Origin of the sequence: Agrobacterium tumefaciens (assembly GCF_009649785.1) — a bacterium.
Lineage (GTDB): Bacteria > Pseudomonadota > Alphaproteobacteria > Rhizobiales > Rhizobiaceae > Agrobacterium > Agrobacterium tumefaciens.
In genome coordinates, this window is the sequence record NZ_WJOK01000017.1 from 53,060 (window position 1) to 70,778 (window position 17,719).

The following is a 17,719-nucleotide window of genomic DNA, read 5'->3' on the forward strand; positions in this document are numbered from 1 at the left end:
AGGCGGGCACCCGATGCAGATTGGATGTTTAGGCATCGCTTTGGTGCCTTTTCTTGCATGTCGGGCCAAGCCCCTATGCCGTATCCCCTCTTATTTTCAGGTGAACACAGCTTCGTGAGAACGGCCCCGTGACACGAATCGGCCATATTGATATGGGACCCGCAAAGGTGAAGGAGCCGGCGGTTTCTCCTGCTGTCGTGGCAAGTCCCGACTGTTCTGCCAGACAATAGCGCCCAGACCATGGGTATTGAGCATTACCGGCCGGCAGACACGTTGTACGTGTTTGTTAATCATATTGATTTAGGCATTGTTGAGAATGCCGAAGAGAGTGGCTGGTAGGTAGAATGACAAAAAAATTCGTTTCCGAATCCGTATCGCGCCGTGCGCTTCTGCGCTCGGCTGTTTCCGTTGGTGTTGCCGCGCTTGCCGCGCCGGCCCTGGCGCAGAATGCGCTCAACGATCTCATGGGCTCGTCGCGCCGCGGCAACTGGGATGACCAGTTCGACGCGAATTCGTCGCGTTCCGCCGTTGGCGTCGTTTCTAACAACCCGGTTCTCGGACGTGAAGCGCCTGTCTACATGCAGCAGGCGATCATGCAATATCAGCAGATCGTGCAGAATGGTGGCTGGCCGGACGTACCTGTCACCCAGCAGCGTCTCCAGATCGGCGTTTCTGATCCCTCCGTTCAGGCGCTTCGCCAGCGACTGATGGTCTCCGGCGACCTGCCGCGCGAAGCTGGCATTTCCAGCGCCTTCGATTCTTACGTCGATGGTGCGTTGAAGCGCTTCCAGGCCCGCCACGGCCTTCCCGCCGATGGTGTCAGCGGCGAATATACGACCAAGGCGCTCAATGTTTCGGCCCAGATCCGTCTGGCACAGTTGCAGACCAACCTCGTGCGCATCCAGTCCATGTCCGGCGATCTCGGCCAGCGTCACCTGATGGTGAACATTCCGGCCGCTGCCATCGAGGCGGTTGAGAATGAGCGCGTCGTCCTGCGCAACACCGCCGTCGTCGGTCGCGCCAGCCGCCCGACGCACGTCATCAATTCCAAGATTTACGAAGTCATCCTCAACCCTTACTGGACAGCGCCGCGCTCGATCGTCGAAAAGGACATCGTGCCGCTGATGCAGAAGGACCCGACCTATCTGGAGCGGAACAACATCCGCCTCATCGACGGCAAGGGACAGGAAGTTTCGCCGACGGCGGTCGACTGGTTTGCGCCAAAGGCACCGAACCTGATGTTCCGCCAGGACCCCGGCAAGATCAACGCCATGTCCTCGACGAAGATCAACTTCCACAATCCGAACAACGAATATATGCACGACACGCCGCAGCAGGGTCTGTTCAACAAGCTGATGCGGTTCGAATCGTCCGGCTGCGTGCGCGTACAGAACGTGCGAGACCTCACAAGCTGGCTGCTGCGCGACACGCCCGGCTGGTCGCGTCAGGAAATGGAACGCGTCATCGCCACCCGCGTCAACACACCGATCAAGCTGGCGCAGGAAGTGCCTGTCTATTTCGTCTATATCACCGCATGGTCGGCGAAGGACGGCGTGGTACAGTTCCGCGACGACATCTATGAAAAGGACGGCAACGCCGAACTGGCGCTCAACACCACCACCGGCATCGAACAGCCGGCTGGACCTGTCGACGACGACCTGTTGCCGCGCAACTGATCCGGCGCTGCCATCAGGTTTTTATATTTAAGTGAAAGGCCGCACCCCGTCGGGTGCGGCTTTTTTCATTTTCGCTGCTGGTTTTGAAAAAACAGCTGCCGTTTTTTGTCGCAACGTCGCAGTTTGACGGGCAAATCTCGCTGCCCGTATTGCTCTTGTTCGGGCAGGGCGCTAAGACGCCATCGCATTACTGTTTCAGGAGCCTTCACCATGTCGAACACAGATGCTTTCTTCTCCCGTCCGCTTGCCGAAGTCGATCCGGATATTTTCGGCGCGATCGAGAAGGAACTGGGTCGCCAGCGCCACGAGATCGAACTGATCGCCTCGGAAAACATCGTTTCCCGCGCTGTGCTTGAAGCGCAGGGTTCGATCATGACCAACAAATATGCCGAAGGTTATCCGGGCAAGCGTTATTACGGCGGCTGCCAGTTCGTAGACATTGCTGAAGAGCTTGCCATCGAGCGCGCCAAGAAGCTGTTCGGCGTCAACTTCGCCAACGTCCAGCCAAATTCCGGTTCGCAGATGAACCAGGCCGTGTTCCTCGCGCTGCTCCAGCCGGGCGACACCTTCATGGGTCTCGACCTGAACTCCGGAGGCCATCTGACGCACGGTTCGCCGGTCAACATGTCCGGCAAGTGGTTCAACGTCGTGTCTTACGGCGTGCGCGAAGGTGACAACCTGCTCGACATGGACGAGGTGGAGCGCAAGGCCAAGGAAACCCGGCCGAAGCTTATCCTTGCCGGCGGCACCGCCTATTCCCGTATCTGGGACTGGAAGCGCTTCCGCGAGATCGCCGATGAAGTCGGCGCCTATCTGATGGTCGATATGGCCCACATCGCTGGTCTCGTTGCCGGTGGCCAGCATCCGTCGCCGTTCCCGCATTGCCACGTTGCCACCACGACGACGCACAAGTCGTTGCGCGGCCCGCGTGGCGGCATGATCCTCACCAATGACGAGGATCTGGCCAAGAAGTTCAACTCCGCCGTTTTCCCCGGCCTGCAGGGCGGTCCGCTGATGCACGTCATCGCCGCAAAGGCAGTTGCCTTCGGTGAAGCTTTGCAGCCGGAATTCAAGGATTACGCCGCACAGGTCGTCAAGAACGCCAAGGCGCTTGCCGAAACGCTGATCGAAGGTGGTCTTGATGTCGTCTCCGGCGGCACCGACAACCACCTGATGCTGGTTGACCTTCGCAAGAAGAACGCCACCGGCAAGCGTGCTGAAGCAGCTCTCGGTCGCGCCTACGTCACCTGCAACAAGAACGGCATTCCTTTCGATCCGGAAAAGCCCTTCGTCACCTCGGGTGTGCGTCTCGGCACGCCGGCCGGCACGACGCGCGGTTTCAAGGAAGCGGAATTCCGCGAAATCGGCAAGCTGATCGTCGAGGTTCTCGATGGTCTGAAGGTCGCCAATTCGGATGAGGGCAACGCTGCTGTTGAAGCTGCGGTGCGCGAAAAGGTCGTCGGCCTGACTGACCGTTTCCCGATGTATCCGTACATGTAAGGACGTAAAGAGATGCGCTGCCCATTCTGCGGTTCCGAAGACACACAGGTCAAGGACTCGCGTCCGGCGGAGGATAACACCTCCATCCGCCGGCGGCGCATCTGCCCCGATTGCGGCGGCCGCTTCACAACCTATGAGCGCGTGCAACTGCGCGAGCTGATGGTCATCAAGAAAAGCGGCCGCAAGCTGCCCTTCGACCGGGAAAAGCTGGTGCGATCCTTTGAGATCGCGCTACGCAAACGCCCGGTTGACCGGGACCGGATCGAGCGGGCCGTCTCGGGCATCGCTCGCCGTCTGGAAAGTTCCGGTGAGACGGAAATCCCCTCGGAAGAAATCGGCCTCCAGGTGCTTGAAGCGCTGAAGAGCCTCGATGACGTGGCCTTCGTACGCTACGCCTCGGTCTATCGCGATTTCAGTCATGCCGAGGACTTCGAGAACGTGATTGCCGAAATCAACGCCAAGATCGCCCGAGATACAGACGCCGGAGCATAGACGTGACGAGCCGCGCCGATGACGAAAAATTCATGGCCCGGGCAATCGAGGTTTCCCTGCGTCATCAGGGTCAAACCGAGACCAATCCCTCCGTCGGTTGCGTTCTCGTAAAGGACGGAAAAATCATCGCCGAAGCGGTGACCGCAATTGGCGGCCGCCCCCATGCCGAACGCCAGGCGCTGGAAATCGCCGGCGAAGCGGCGCGCGGCGCAACAGCCTATGTCACCCTTGAACCCTGCTCGCACTGGGGCAAGACGCCGCCCTGCGCCAACGCGCTGGTCGAATACGGCGTGGCCCGTGTCGTTGTGGCGGTAGACGACCCGGACGAGCGTGTTTCCGGTCGCGGTTACTCCATCCTGCGGGAGGCGGGCATTGTCGTGGAAACCGGCCTGCTGCGCGAACAAGGCAAGAGAGCGCTTGCGGGTTACCTCACACGCCAGGTTAAAAAACGCCCGCATGTGATTCTGAAACTTGCCATTTCTTCCGATGGCATGATCGGCAGACAAGGGGAGGGGCAGGTAGCGATCACCGGTCCGCAGGCCAGGCACGCCGTGCATGAACTGAGAGCGCGCTGCGATTGCATCCTCGTGGGCATCCGTACCGCGATAGCGGACGATCCGGAACTGACCGTTCGAATTGCAGGTCTCGAAGATCGTTCTCCGGTCCGAATCGTGCTTGATCGCAAGTTTGAACTACCGTCGACGTCTAAGCTGGCGGGAAGTGCACGCGAGGTGCCGGTAATCGTCGCGGCGTTATCCCCCTCTGACCTGCCGGGTATCTTGCCCTCAAGGGGGGAGGTGCCCGGCAGGGCAGAGGGGGGTAGCCCCGACCGCCGACGCCAACAACTGACCGACGCGGGCGTCGAAATCCTTGAAGCACCAACCCTCGAGAACCTCCTTCACATTCTCGCTGAACGCGGCATGTCGGAACTTCTGGTCGAAGGCGGCGCTTTTGCCGCAAAATCGTTCCTTGAAGCCGATCTCGTGGACCGTATCATGCTGTTTGAAAGCCCGGTCGTGGTTGGTGAAGGCGGGATTGAAACGCCGCTCAGCCGTGCCGATATTCCGGGCGATTATGTTTTGGTCAGCGAAACCGCCTACGGGCCGGATCGCTGCTTCGATTATGAAAGGCCGCTTTGATGTTTACCGGAATTGTCACCGATGTTGGAACCGTGTCCGAGTTGGAAGCTCTGGCGGAAGGCATTCGTCTGCGGGTGGCGACCAATTACGATCCCAAGACCATCGATATGGGCGCATCGATCTCCCATGGCGGCGTCTGCCTGACGGTGACCAAACTGCCCGAAGACGGCAGCAACGAGCGCTGGTACGAGGTCGAAGCCTGGGAAGAGGCATTGCGCCTGACGACGATTGCGGGCTGGCAGAAGGGCACGCACGTCAATCTGGAGCGCGCCCTGAAGATTGGCGACGAGCTTGGCGGTCACATCGTTTCCGGCCATGTCGACGGCAAGGCGGAGATTCTGTCTGTCGAGCCGGAAGGTGAGGCGGTCCGTATCCGCCTGCGCGCGCCCGACCATCTGGCGAAATTCGTGGCGCCCAAGGGTTCCATTGCACTCGATGGCACTTCTCTGACCGTCAATGCGGTCGACGGAACGGATTTCGACGTGCTCCTGATCCGCCATACGCTCACAGTCACCACATGGGGTGAGCGCCAACCGGGTGATTTCGTCAATTTCGAAGTCGACACCATGGCGCGATATGCCGCAAGGCTTGCGGAGTTCCCCTCGGCGTAACAACGTTCGGCATCTATTGTGCTGAAATACACTCCCGGCCTTGAGCCGGTATCCAGCCAGCCCAAATCCTTGGGCTGAAAAGACTCTTGCCGCCGCGCAGACGCGCGTTGACTGAATTACCTCTCAAGGCCAGAATGCCGGATAGACTTTACCGTCCTCCGCCATCGCGACAGATCAGTTGTTGTCCCGCACTCCGCTTTCGATTGACGCGCAAACACTATAAAGACGTCTTTAGGCCCAAACGGGGTAGGGGGATTACGACATGCCGTCTTTCGAACTGCTGACAGCCTTTTTCATCACCACCGCCCTGTTTGCCTATATTCCCGGCCCGGCCATGCTTTATGCGGCGGCGCAGACCATGGCGCGCGGCCGGTTTGCCGGGCTGATGGCGGTGCTTGGCATCCATGTCGGCTGCTATTTCCATATCGTCGCCTCTGCGGCGGGGCTTTCGGTGCTGTTCCAGGCGGTGCCGTGGCTTTATCTGGCCGTGAAGCTGTGTGGCGCGCTTTATCTCATCTGGCTCGGCTTCTCGATGCTGCGCAGCAAGCTTGAAGGTGAGACCGTCAATCTGACCATCGAACCGAAATCGGCAAGGCGCGCCTTCATCGACAGCATCATCGTCGACGTGCTCAATCCGAAGACGGCGCTGTTCTTTCTGGCGTTTCTGCCGCAATTCGTTGATCCGGCGGCGGCCTTTCCGATCTGGCTGCAATTGCTGATCCTCGGTATCGCTGTCAATTTCATTTTTTCCTCCGCCGATCTCGTTGGCGTGCTTCTGGCGGGCGCGATGGTCGGGCGGCTCAAGCGCTCCAGCAGGGTGCAGGTGCTTGCCCGTCGCACTGCGGGAACGTTGCTGATGGGGCTTGGCGTACATCTGGCTTTCCAGAAAACCTGATTTTCGTAAGCCGCGCCTGATACGGCGAAAACCTGCGCAATTGTCTTGCAAACGGGGCCTCTTGCGCGGGTGACACATGAAATTACTTGCCAAAAACGGCCAGCCGTGGTTTGACCGCCGCAAAAGCCGGTATGATCCGGCCCGAACCTTTTCAGGAAAATCCCATGTCCAAACCCCATCTTCTTATCGTGGAAGCACGCTTTTACGACGATATGGCAGACGCTCTTCTCGAAGGCGCGAAGTTCGCGCTGGATGAGGCTGGCGCAACCTATGACGTCATCACCGTTCCCGGCGCGCTCGAAATCCCCGCTGCCATTGCCATGGCGCTGGATGGCGGCGACAACGAAGGCACGGAATATGATGGTTTCGTAGCGCTCGGCATGGTCATTCGTGGCGAGACCTACCACTTCGACATCGTTTCCAACGAATCCTCCCGCGCCCTGATGGATCTCGCCGTCAGCGAATCGCTGGCCATCGGCAACGGCATCCTCACCGTCGAAAACGACGATCAGGCATGGGCACGTGTTCGCCGTTCTGACAAGGATAAGGGCGGTTTTGCGGCCCGCGCCGCGCTGACGATGATCGAGCTCAAGAAAAAACTGGGTGGCTGAACGCATGTCGGATGTTGAAAATGGCGGCGAACCGCGCCAGCCTTCGGTAAAGCCCGCCAACCAGCGTGGCGCTGCGCGCCTCGCGGCCGTGCAGGCACTTTATCAGATGGATGTCGGCGGCACCGGCGTGATGGAAGTCGTGGCGGAATACGAGGCACATCGTCTCGGTCAGGAAGTCGATGGCGATACCTATCTGAAGGCCGATCCTTCCTGGTTCCGTTCCATCGTGTCCGGCGTCGTCCGCGATCAGACGAAGATCGACCCACTGGTGCGCTCCGCACTTCTGGAAGACTGGCCGCTGTCGCGTCTTGATGCCACCGTTCGCGCTATCTTGCGTGCCGGCGCTTTCGAGATTCTGGAGCGCAAGGACGTTCCGGTCGCCGTCATCGTTACGGAATATGTCGAAATCGCCCGTGCTTTCTTCGAGCATGACGAGCCGAAGCTGGTGAACGCGGTTCTGGACCGCATTGCCAAGCAGGTACGCGGCGAGGCAAAACGCTAAAATACGTTAGGTGAGGAAGATATGAGCGCCGTTTCCGTCCCCGGACTTGAAGTTCAACTGGACGAGGCGAAGCGCAACGTCTTCCTCCTGACCGCCGCACAGGCGATCATGGGCTCGGCAGCACCTATGAGCTTCTCGGTTGGCGCGCTTGCCGGTTACCAGTTGCTCGGGGCTGACAAGTCGCTGGCAACGGCGCCGCTTACCGGTTTCAACATCGGCGTGGCGCTGGGCGCCATCTGCGTTGCCGCAGCATCGCGTTTTCTCGGCCGCAAGGCGGGCTTCATGGTCGGCGCGCTGATGTGCTCCATCGGCGGCGGCATTGCTGCCGTGGCACTCTTCCGCTCCGACTTCTGGCTATTTGCGATCGGCCTGCTGCTGATCGGCATTTCCGGCGGCTTCACGCAGAAAATCCGCTTCGCTGCTGCCGACGCATCCCCCTCTTTCTACAAGCCGAAAGCCATTTCCTGGATATTGGCGGGTGGCATCGTCTCGGCGATCATCGGGCCGCAGCTTGCCATTTTCGGCAAGGATGTCTTCGCACCGGTCACCTTCGCCGGTGCTTTCATCGCGCTGGTGCCGCTCGGCATCATCGCGATTGCCATTCTGGCATTCCTGAAATTGCCGGACCCGAAGGCCGCCTCTATCCACGCGCAGGCGGCACGGCCTTTGTCGGAAATCGTGCGCACGCACCGGTTTGTCACCGGCATGGTCTGCGGCATCGGTTCCTATGCGTTGATGACCTTCATGATGACCGGCGCGCCGCTCGCCATGGTGGTCGGCTGCGGGTTTCCCACCGAACTTGCGACGCTCGGCATCCAGTGGCACGTTCTCGCCATGTTCGGCCCAAGTTTCTTCACCGGTATGTTGATTGCGCGATTCGGCGCGGAAAAAATCGTTGCAGCCGGTCTCGTCGTGCTGATGGCCTGCGCCGTCGTCGCCCATATGGGCATCGAATTGTGGAACTTCTGGGCGGCGCTCATTCTCCTCGGTCTCGGCTGGAACTTCGGCTTCATCGGCGCTACCGCCATCATCACCTCCAGCTACCGCCCGCATGAGGCAGACAAGGTACAGGGCTTTCACGATATCGTGCTGTTCGGCACGGTAGCGCTGTCGTCCTTCTCTTCCGGCAAGGTGTTTACAGCCTGGGGCTGGTCGGTCATGAACCTCGTTATCTGGCCGGTTGCGGGGCTATGCCTCGTGCTGGTGGCGTCGCTGTTGCTGACCCCGCGCAGAAACGCCGCGTAAGATCGCCTTCGATCTCTACCCCTTTCATGTTTCAGGCAAATTTGTGGGCTTGACGCCACGCCTTTCGCCAACGCAATCTTGCCGCGCAGGTCATTTTTCCTTGGGAGGGGAAGAATGGCCACGACAGGACAGGCCGCGCATTTGATCGCTCCTGTCCTTGCACATGGTTCGCCACGCCGGGGAGGGAGTGAGACCCGGCCTTTTGGGAGGTAAGTGCGCATGACCGTAATACCCATAGTGATTTTATGTGGGGTCCTGTCCGTGGTTTACGCGGCATGGACGACCAGGAGCGTTCTCGCTGCCGATCAGGGCAACGAGCGTATGCGTGAAATAGCAGGTTTTATCCGTGAAGGTGCGCAGGCTTATCTCACCCGTCAATATCTCACCATCGCCATCGTCGGATTGATTGTCGCCGTTCTCGCCTGGTATCTGCTGTCGGCTCTCGCGGCCATCGGGTTTATCATCGGCGCCGTGCTTTCGGGTGCTGCCGGTTTCATCGGCATGCATGTCTCCGTCCGTGCCAATCTGCGCACCGCACAAGCCGCATCCCACAGCCTTGCCGCCGGTCTCGACATCGCGTTCAAATCAGGCGCCATCACGGGCATGCTGGTGGCTGGCCTCGCGCTGCTTGGCGTATCCATCTATTATTTCATCCTCACCTCGGTGCTCGGCCATGCGCCCGGATCGCGTGAGGTGATTGACGCGCTGGTGTCGCTCGGTTTCGGCGCTTCGCTTATCTCCATCTTCGCCCGTCTCGGCGGTGGCATCTTCACCAAGGGTGCAGATGTCGGCGGCGATCTCGTCGGCAAGGTCGAAGCAGGCATTCCCGAGGACGACCCCCGCAACCCGGCAACCATCGCCGACAATGTCGGCGACAACGTCGGCGATTGCGCCGGAATGGCGGCCGACCTTTTCGAGACCTATGCCGTCTCGGTGGTCGCAACCATGGTGCTTGCGGCGATCTTCTTTGCCGGAACGCCGATACTGGAAAGCGCGATGGTCTACCCGCTGGCCATTTGCGGCGCCTGCATCCTGACCTCGATTGCCGGCACCTTCTTCGTCAAGCTGGGCACCAACAACTCCATCATGGGCGCTCTCTATAAAGGGCTGATTGCCACCGGTGTCTTCTCGATTGCGGGGCTTGCCGTGGCAACTTACGCGACCGTGGGCTGGGGTACCATCGGCACGGTTGCCGGAATGGAGATTACCGGCACAAACCTCTTCCTGTGCGGGCTGGTCGGCCTTGTGGTAACAGCGCTGATCGTCGTCATCACCGAATATTATACCGGCACCAACAAACGCCCGGTCAATTCCATCGCGCAGGCTTCGGTCACGGGCCACGGCACCAACGTCATCCAGGGTCTTGCAGTCTCGCTGGAATCGACGGCGCTGCCGGCGCTTGTCATCGTTGGCGGCATCATCGGCACCTACCAGCTCGGTGGCCTGTTCGGCACGGGCATCGCGGTCACCGCCATGCTTGGTCTGGCGGGCATGATCGTGGCGCTCGACGCCTTCGGTCCGGTGACTGACAATGCCGGCGGCATTGCCGAAATGGCCGGTCTCGACCCGGATGTGCGTAAGGCGACCGACGCGCTGGATGCCGTCGGCAACACCACCAAGGCGGTGACCAAGGGTTACGCCATCGGCTCTGCCGGTCTCGGCGCGCTGGTGCTGTTTGCCGCCTATTCCAACGACCTGTCCTATTTCGCTGCCAATGGCGATACCTATCCTTACTTCAAGGATATCGGCGAAATATCCTTCAGCCTTGCCAATCCTTACGTCGTTGCCGGTCTGCTGTTCGGCGGCCTCATTCCGTATCTCTTTGGCGGTATCGCCATGACGGCGGTGGGCAAGGCGGCAAGCTCGATCGTCGAGGAAGTTCGCCGCCAGTTCCGCGAAAAGCCTGGCATCATGGCAGGAACGGAAAAACCGGACTACGGCAGGGCGGTCGATCTTTTGACCAAGGCGGCGATCAAGGAGATGATCATTCCGTCGCTGTTGCCGGTTCTGGCGCCGCTCGTCGTTTATTTCGGCGTGCTGCTTATCTCAGGTTCCAAGGCCTCTGCCTTTGCCGCACTCGGTGCATCGTTGCTTGGCGTCATCATCAACGGCCTGTTCGTGGCGATTTCCATGACCTCCGGTGGTGGTGCGTGGGATAACGCCAAGAAAAGCTTCGAGGATGGCTTCATCGACAAGGACGGCGTGCGCCACGTCAAGGGTTCGGACGCCCACAAGGCGTCGGTTACGGGCGATACGGTGGGCGATCCCTACAAGGATACCGCCGGTCCGGCGGTCAACCCGGCTATCAAGATCACCAATATCGTGGCGCTACTGCTATTGGCGGTTCTCGCCCACTAAGGAGTTGCAGCATCGACAAAGAAAAAGGCCCGGGGAGCGATCTCCGGGCCTTTGAATTTTCGTTCCGTCTTCCGATCAGGGGGTGTTGCCGCTCTGGCCAAGAATGCTCTTGGCGATGTTGGCGCCCGAGGTGCCGCCGGACAGCAGCTGCTGCAGGAAGGTGAGATCCTTGCCGCCTGTCGGGGTGGTACGCGAAATCGTGTCGAAGACCTTGCCGTCCTGCAGCGCGTAATTGGCCTTACGCTCGATTACGCCGTCCTTGTTGAAATAGATCGCGAGAATGTTCTGTTCGACCAACGTCGGCTTCATGAAAGCGGCGCGGCGCACACGCTTCTGCGAGATGTAATAGAAAACCTCGTTGCCGAACGTCGCCGTGGTGGAGGGCGTGCCCATGGTCAGCAGAACCTGCTCGCGGCTGGAACCTTCCGGGATCAGCTGAAGCGACTGCTCGTCCATGACGTAGCCGTTGTGGAACACATCGGTGGTGCTGGTGCAGGCGGAAAGCAGGGTGGACGCGACGACGATTGCGATGGCGGTCTTGCCCAGAATTTTACCGTGACTTGCGGATTTCTGCTTGCTCAACTGCTTTTCCCCGACTGCGATCATGAATGGCACCTTCCGGCATTGCGTGGTGCACAGTGTCTGTGCACATGATTGTGTCAATCCGGGGACGGAAAATCCCGATCACCCCCCAAATTCAACGCTTTCACGGCCTTTGGAAACTCTTCCGGTCTCTTAGACTGTTTCAGCCGAAAGACGAACGTGACCGCGACAGCATTGCAATTCGTGGATGCTTCGGTAAACCAGCTTTGGCGATCATGCAACAAGTGCGATAGGCGGGTGAGCGAATTCACCAGCCCCGTTCGGAAAAAAACGATGATATTCGGGCTGTTCAGACAGAAAAACAACAACCGCGCCATAGTAGACCGGCAATATGCGATCCTGACGGCTGCGGCCCGCACGCCCGCTTTTTATCTTGATCTCGGCGTTCCGGACACGGTGATGGGCCGCTTCGAGATGCTGTCGATCATCATGATTCTCTATTTCCGCCGCACCAAATCCTCCGGTGTGAGCGGGCAGGAAATCGCCCAGGAGATCGTCGACGCCTTTTTTCAGGATATCGACCATTCCATCCGTGAGCTCGGCATTGGCGACCAGGGCGTGCCGAAGCGCATGAAGAAATTTGCCGGTATGTTCTACGGGCGGCTCGAATCCTATGCGGCGGCGCTGGATGCATCCGACCCCGTTGCCCTTGCCGCAGCGCTCCGGCGCAATATATACCCCCAGACAGATGAGAAGGCACCGGAACTGGACGGGCTTGCGGACTGGATGATGGAGGCGTCTTCCACCCTTTCCGCAGGCTCCGAAGAAACGATAGCAACCGGAAGCCTGAAGCTGCCTTTGCCTGGACTATGAGGTTTACGATGAACGCGCGACACGCCGCAAATGACGATCTGCCTTTTTCCTACCCCGTAAAGGTAGGCCATATTTCCGCCAATCCGGTGAGGATTGGTCTTGAAGCCAATGCCGAGGAACTGAAGGCGCTGGCGAAATTCTGGGATGTGGTTTCCGTCGAATATCTGAAGGCGGAACTGCAGGTTACCCGCTGGAAGAGGGATGGCGTGAAGATCAAGGGCGAGGTGCATGCGGCCGTGACCCAGTCCTGCGTCGTGACGCTGGAGCCGGTTTCCAGCAAGATCGACGAGAGCGTCGAGCATATTTTCGTTCCGGAAGGATCGAAGCTGGCGAGGATGGTCACCAATGAGGAAGGGGAGATCGTACTCGATCCCAATGGCCCTGACATTCCCGACCAGTTCACCGGCGACAGCATTGATGTTGGCGCGACTGTTGCGGAATTCGCAGCCCTTGCGATCGATCCCTATCCGCGCAAATCGGATATCGAATTTACCGATACGACCGAAAATGAGCCTGAAGAAGAAAAGCGTCCGTCGCCTTTCGCCGTGTTGAAAGACTGGAAAAAAGACTGAATGCGCCGCCGGGCTGAAATAATTTTATTGTAACACAGGCCGGAACAGGTATTTTCGCGCAAAATCCGCTTGAGTGGCGGCAAAAAGGATAAGGGACGAGTGATCAGAATAGCGATTGACGTCATGGGTGGCGATTTCGGCCCTGATGTTGCCATACCCGGTGCCGCCAAGGCGCTTGAACGGCACAACGATGTGACTTTTCTGCTCTACGGGCAGAAAAGCAAGTGCGACCCCATTCTGGCACAATATCCCGCACTTCGGGAAAAATCGGTCTTTCACGATTGTGAAATCTCGGTCGCCATGGACGAAAAGCCAAGTCAGGCGCTTCGTCGTGGCCGCTATGTCTCCAGCATGTGGCGCGCCATCGAGGCCGTGAAGCTCGGTGAAGCGGACGTCGTCGTATCCGCCGGCAATACCGGCGCGCTGATGGCCATGGCCAAATTCTGTTTGCGCACCATGGCGCGGGTGGAACGCCCGGCCATCGCCGGCATATGGCCGACGCTGAAAGGCGAAAGCATCGTGCTCGATGTTGGTGCCACGATTGGCGCCGATTCCCAGCAATTGCTCGATTTTGCCCTGATGGGCGGCGCCATGGCGCGTGCGCTTTTCGATATCGACCGTCCGACCGTCGGTTTGCTGAATGTCGGCGTCGAGGAGGTGAAGGGTCAGGAAGAGGTCCGTGAAGCCGGACGGCTGATCCGCGAGGCCGATCTAGGCACCATCGATTACCGCGGTTTCGTCGAGGGTGACGACATTGGCAAGGGCACGGTGGATGTGGTGGTGACCGAAGGTTTCACCGGCAACATTGCGCTCAAAGCCGCCGAAGGCACGGCGCGCCAGATCACCACGCTTCTGCGTGAGGCGATCTCCCGCAGCTTCTTTGCCAAGATCGGTTATATTCTCGCGAAAAGCGCTTTCGATGTGCTGCGAGAAAAAATGGACCCGCGCAAGGTCAATGGCGGCGTGTTTCTCGGCCTGAACGGCATTGTCATCAAAAGCCATGGCGGCACGGATGCCATCGGTTTTGCCTCCGCGGTCGATGTCGGCTACGACATGGTCCATAACGGTCTTACAGCAAAAATTGAAAACGATCTGAAGATTTACCACGCAAGACGGCTTCCGCCCCCGGCGCCCGAAGCTCTCGTGGCTGACGAGGAATAAGGGAATGATCCGCTCTATCGTACGTGGTTTCGGGGCAGCGCTTCCGAAGCGTGTCATGACCAATAGTGAAATCGAAGGGGTCGTAGAGACTTCCGATGAATGGATCGTGCAGCGCACGGGCATTCGTCAGCGCTACATAGCGGGAGAAGGTGAGACCACCGCTTCGCTCGGCGAGGCTGCGGCGCGTGCGGCGCTCGACAATGCCGGCCTGACGCCCGATGATATCGACCTCATCATTCTGGCAACTTCGACACCGGACAATACATTTCCGGCAACGGCGGTAAACATCCAGAACCGTCTCGGCATGACCCACGGTTTCGCCTTCGACATGCAGGCCGTCTGCTCCGGCTTCGTCTATGCCGTGGCCACCGCCGATCTTTACATTCGCGGCGGCATGGCCAAGCGCGTGCTGGTGATCGGCGCCGAAACATTCTCGCGCATTCTCGACTGGAAGGACCGCACCACCTGCGTTCTGTTCGGTGATGGTGCAGGCGCACTCGTAATCGAGGCAGGCGAAGGCGAAGGTACTTCCAGCGATCGTGGCATCCTCACCTCGCAGCTGCGCTCCGACGGTTCGCACAAGGACAAGCTTTACGTCGATGGTGGACCTTCCACGACCGGCACGGTCGGCCATCTGCGCATGGAAGGCCGGGAAGTGTTCAAGCACGCTGTCGGCATGATCACCGACGTCATCGAACAGGCTTTCGAGGCGACAGGCACGACGGCTGATGATCTCGACTGGCTCGTCCCGCATCAGGCCAACAAGCGCATCATCGACGGATCGGCAAAAAAGCTCAATATCGATCCGGAAAAAGTCGTCATCACCGTCGATAAGCATGGCAATACGTCGGCCGCATCCATTCCGCTGGCGCTTGCCGTTGCGGCCAGTGACGGACGCATCAAGAAAGGCGATCTGGTCATGCTGGAGGCGATGGGCGGCGGTTTCACCTGGGGCGCAGTGCTGCTGCGCTGGTAACGGCAAATTTTAGCGTTTACCGGGGCGTTGGCACAAAATCGGTTGTGATTTTTGCGGCAGTACCCCGTTCAAACGCGCTGAAGCGACCCCCGCGTGCGGCAAAACCGCGTCAGTCGCTCTAAGCCATTGCACTGATTGCCGAAAGCCTCAAATGAATCTGGAACAATCCCTTGACCGGTCGCCACAAGGGAAATAATCTCGGCGGCTCCTAGAGAAAAATTCAGACACGGTTTGTGGGGAAAAATGGCCGGGAAGACAGTGACACGCGCAGATCTTGCAGAATCTGTGTTTCGTAAAGTCGGGCTGTCCCGCACCGAATCCGCCGAACTGGTCGAAACGATCATCGACGAGATTTGTAATGCGATCACGCGCGGCGAGGTCGTCAAGCTCTCGTCCTTCGCGACATTTCAGATCAGGGAAAAGAACGAGCGTATCGGCCGCAACCCGAAAACGGGTGAGGAAGTTCCGATTTCGCCACGCCGCGTCATGACCTTCAAGGCGTCAAACGTGCTGAAACAGCGAATCCTGAAGGCGCATACGGCTCGCAAGACCAAGCAAAAGGGTCAGAAAGCCGGGGCGTAAGCCGGCTGTAACACGGGTTTTTTGCCGCATGGCAAGCCTTTATCCCCATTCTTCTTGTGAACATGCTTGAATTTCGACGTGCAAGCCGTTGAAATCTGGTCGACTCACATCATAATCAATTTTAGATAAATGGTATCTTGCCGCCACGGGCATCGGTGCGAGGATCGGGTTCGATTTTTCGCAAGACATGATGCACGGTATCGGCTGGTGAAAAGCGTTCTTGTTCAGTGTCCGGCTGGGTGCATGGCGCTCAAGGTCCGGATGGGAGTGGAAGTTTGGACAAAAGCCCCGACGCGTTTCGGACGATCAGTGAAGTGGCGGATGAGCTGAACCTGCCGCAGCACGTGCTGCGTTTCTGGGAAACGCGCTTTCCGCAGATCAAGCCGATGAAACGGGGCGGGGGCCGCCGTTATTACCGCCCTGATGATATCGATCTCCTCAAGGGCATTCGTCATCTTCTTTATGACCACGGCTACACCATCAAAGGTGTGCAGAAACTTCTGAAAACCAACGGAAACCGTTTCGTGGCGGCAATCGCGTCGGGCGATCTTGCTACCATGGAAGCCATCATGGCAGCGAGCGGCGAAAAGGAAGTTGCCGAACCGCGCGTGCTGGATCCGGACGGAGACGAGGTCGTCGGCCGCCCGAAAGCCAAGCCGAGCGGCCGATTTTTCGGCTTCGGCGGCGGTAACAGCGATACCGAGATATCGGTCGGCAAATCTGGCATCGGCAAGGATGACCAAGCGCTGTTGCAGGAGGCGCTGTTCGATCTTCTCGAATGCAAGCGGCTGCTTGATCAGGTTCGCTGATCGTTTTTCCACAACTCTGTTCGAGCATTTTCAGGAAAAGCGAAGGCGCTCTGGAATGCCAACCTTTCAGAAACTCTCTTGACCGATAATGCGGCTCCGTAAAAAGGAGTCTGATCGTGAGCAATCGAAAACCGACAACGCGACGCCGTACGGCGAAGAAATCGGCCGGTGGCAGCGTTTGGCCCTGGGTGCTAATGCTGGGCGTCGTGGCCGGCGGCATTCAGGCTTACGAACATCGCGACAGTCTTATGCCGCAGCGGCATGTCGCGAAGGCAACATCCACGACGACAAATTCCCCCAAGATCGCCGTAGCCGCCAAACGCGAGACGGCCGCACCGGAGAAGGTGGCGGCCATCCGCCCCGCATCGCCGGTTTCACCGATCAATGGTCCGGTGCCGCCACGCTCGATTGCCATGCCGCCTGCGGCACAGCAGAGCCAGGTTGCCGCTATCCTGCCGGAAACACGCCCTTCGGTCGAAAAAGTCTCGCTGGGAGAAAAAAGCGGCGCCTTTGCCTTTTGTGGTCGCTCAGGTCTCACAAATTGCGTGGCCGATGGCAATACCTTCTGGATGAAGGGCGTGAAAATGCAGCTCGCCGGCATTGAGGTCCCGCAGATCGACCGGGCGCGATGCATGGAAGAGCGTCAGCGCGGTTTCATTGCCAAGGTGCGGTTGCGGGATATGTTGAATGCCGGCGCATTCGATGTGGCGTCGTCGGCAACAGCCGGCGGGCAAGCCATGGAACGCAAACGGATTTCACGTTCGGGCGTATCCTTTGCCGATCAACTCGTGCGGGAAGGCCTGGCTCATCCGGTCTCGGCAAAAAATCAGTCCTGGTGTGGCTAAGGCGCGGTTGACCGAAACGGTGCGGCCTGTGTAGATGTGGCGCTGTCGGTGCTTGGGGTCAGGGTTTCGTTCGATCCTGCGCCTGAGGAATGACAAGGCAATTTTGTAGCGCCGGGGCCTGTTGGCACGCGGCGCGACAATGCGGACGTGGCGAAATCGGTAGACGCAGCAGACTTAAAATCTGCCGACCATTGGTCTTGCGGGTTCAAGTCCCGCCGTCCGCACCATTTCCATCTCCAATTAAAAGATTTCTCTGCCGTTTTCCTGCGACATGCGGGCATTCGGGATGGATTCTGCGCCAGGATAGTCGATATCCGGGCAATCGATTG

General features: G+C 59.0%; 18 protein-coding genes and 1 tRNA gene. 18 read left to right on the forward strand and 1 reads right to left on the reverse strand.

Going from position 1 to position 17,719, the window contains the following annotated elements:
- Positions 1–344: 344 nt before the first annotated feature.
- From GH784_RS18145 to GH784_RS18195, 10 genes are all read left to right on the forward strand, one after another.
- On the forward strand, positions 345–1,676 hold the full coding sequence (locus GH784_RS18145; protein WP_065704753.1) for a L,D-transpeptidase family protein: 1,332 nt from the start codon (positions 345–347) through the stop codon (positions 1,674–1,676).
- Positions 1,677–1,886: 210 nt separating this feature from the next.
- A complete protein-coding gene (gene glyA / locus GH784_RS18155; RefSeq protein ID WP_003512506.1) occupies positions 1,887–3,176 on the forward strand; it encodes a serine hydroxymethyltransferase in 1,290 nt (429 codons plus the stop codon).
- Positions 3,177–3,188: 12 nt separating this feature from the next.
- Positions 3,189–3,668 (forward strand): transcriptional regulator NrdR, encoded by a 480-nt coding sequence (gene nrdR, locus GH784_RS18160; RefSeq protein WP_003512508.1) that lies wholly within the window; start codon positions 3,189–3,191, stop codon positions 3,666–3,668.
- Between the two features lie 2 nt (positions 3,669–3,670).
- Entirely contained in the window at positions 3,671–4,807 is a 1,137-nt protein-coding gene (gene ribD / locus GH784_RS18165) for a bifunctional diaminohydroxyphosphoribosylaminopyrimidine deaminase/5-amino-6-(5-phosphoribosylamino)uracil reductase RibD (RefSeq protein ID WP_065704751.1), read from the forward strand.
- Complete coding sequence (locus GH784_RS18170) at positions 4,807–5,418, forward strand: riboflavin synthase (protein WP_003512512.1); 612 nt, start codon at positions 4,807–4,809, stop codon at positions 5,416–5,418. Before ribD ends, GH784_RS18170 begins: the two co-directional genes overlap by 1 nt.
- A 262-nt stretch (positions 5,419–5,680) precedes the next feature.
- The gene (locus GH784_RS18175; protein ID WP_065704748.1) at positions 5,681–6,313 is read left to right on the forward strand and encodes a LysE family translocator; all 633 of its coding nucleotides are present in this window, start codon (positions 5,681–5,683) and stop codon (positions 6,311–6,313) included.
- 164 nt (positions 6,314–6,477) lie between these two features.
- Positions 6,478–6,924, forward strand: a complete 447-nt coding sequence (ribH, locus tag GH784_RS18180) for a 6,7-dimethyl-8-ribityllumazine synthase (RefSeq protein WP_025593086.1) — start codon at positions 6,478–6,480, stop codon at positions 6,922–6,924.
- 4 nt (positions 6,925–6,928) lie between these two features.
- Positions 6,929–7,426 carry a transcription antitermination factor NusB gene (nusB, locus tag GH784_RS18185; RefSeq protein ID WP_013635887.1) on the forward strand — a complete coding sequence of 166 codons (498 nt, stop codon included), beginning with the start codon at positions 6,929–6,931 and terminating at the stop codon, positions 7,424–7,426.
- Positions 7,427–7,447: 21 nt separating this feature from the next.
- Complete coding sequence (locus GH784_RS18190) at positions 7,448–8,671, forward strand: MFS transporter (RefSeq protein ID WP_025593088.1); 1,224 nt, start codon at positions 7,448–7,450, stop codon at positions 8,669–8,671.
- Positions 8,672–8,890: 219 nt separating this feature from the next.
- Positions 8,891–11,029 carry a sodium-translocating pyrophosphatase gene (locus tag GH784_RS18195; RefSeq protein WP_035251686.1) on the forward strand — a complete coding sequence of 713 codons (2,139 nt, stop codon included), beginning with the start codon at positions 8,891–8,893 and terminating at the stop codon, positions 11,027–11,029.
- Between the two features lie 75 nt (positions 11,030–11,104).
- Here the strand turns inward: GH784_RS18195 and GH784_RS18200 are convergent, their stop codons facing one another.
- On the reverse strand, positions 11,105–11,635 hold the full coding sequence (locus GH784_RS18200; RefSeq protein ID WP_065661135.1) for an outer membrane protein assembly factor BamE: 531 nt from the start codon (positions 11,633–11,635) through the stop codon (positions 11,105–11,107).
- 270 nt (positions 11,636–11,905) lie between these two features.
- On the opposite strand from GH784_RS18200, the gene GH784_RS18205 reads away from it, so the two are divergent.
- The 8 genes from GH784_RS18205 (at position 11,906) to GH784_RS18240 (ending at position 17,617) form a co-directional block, all read left to right on the forward strand.
- A complete protein-coding gene (locus GH784_RS18205; protein WP_019565431.1) occupies positions 11,906–12,445 on the forward strand; it encodes a ubiquinol-cytochrome C chaperone family protein in 540 nt (179 codons plus the stop codon).
- Between the two features lie 8 nt (positions 12,446–12,453).
- On the forward strand, positions 12,454–13,017 hold the full coding sequence (locus tag GH784_RS18210) for a YceD family protein (RefSeq protein WP_003512527.1): 564 nt from the start codon (positions 12,454–12,456) through the stop codon (positions 13,015–13,017).
- 99 nt (positions 13,018–13,116) lie between these two features.
- Positions 13,117–14,178, forward strand: a complete 1,062-nt coding sequence (plsX, locus tag GH784_RS18215; protein WP_003512528.1) for a phosphate acyltransferase PlsX — start codon at positions 13,117–13,119, stop codon at positions 14,176–14,178.
- A gap of 4 nt (positions 14,179–14,182) precedes the next feature.
- The gene (locus GH784_RS18220; protein ID WP_003512529.1) at positions 14,183–15,154 is read left to right on the forward strand and encodes a beta-ketoacyl-ACP synthase III; all 972 of its coding nucleotides are present in this window, start codon (positions 14,183–14,185) and stop codon (positions 15,152–15,154) included.
- 243 nt (positions 15,155–15,397) lie between these two features.
- Positions 15,398–15,736, forward strand: coding sequence for an integration host factor subunit alpha (locus GH784_RS18225; RefSeq protein ID WP_003512530.1), 339 nt, complete (start codon positions 15,398–15,400; stop codon positions 15,734–15,736).
- 275 nt (positions 15,737–16,011) lie between these two features.
- The gene (locus tag GH784_RS18230; protein ID WP_003512531.1) at positions 16,012–16,545 is read left to right on the forward strand and encodes a MerR family transcriptional regulator; all 534 of its coding nucleotides are present in this window, start codon (positions 16,012–16,014) and stop codon (positions 16,543–16,545) included.
- Positions 16,546–16,661: 116 nt separating this feature from the next.
- Complete coding sequence (locus GH784_RS18235; protein WP_013635890.1) at positions 16,662–17,390, forward strand: hypothetical protein; 729 nt, start codon at positions 16,662–16,664, stop codon at positions 17,388–17,390.
- A 141-nt stretch (positions 17,391–17,531) separates the two neighbouring features.
- A tRNA-Leu gene (locus tag GH784_RS18240) sits at positions 17,532–17,617 on the forward strand.
- Positions 17,618–17,719: the final 102 nt, after the last annotated feature.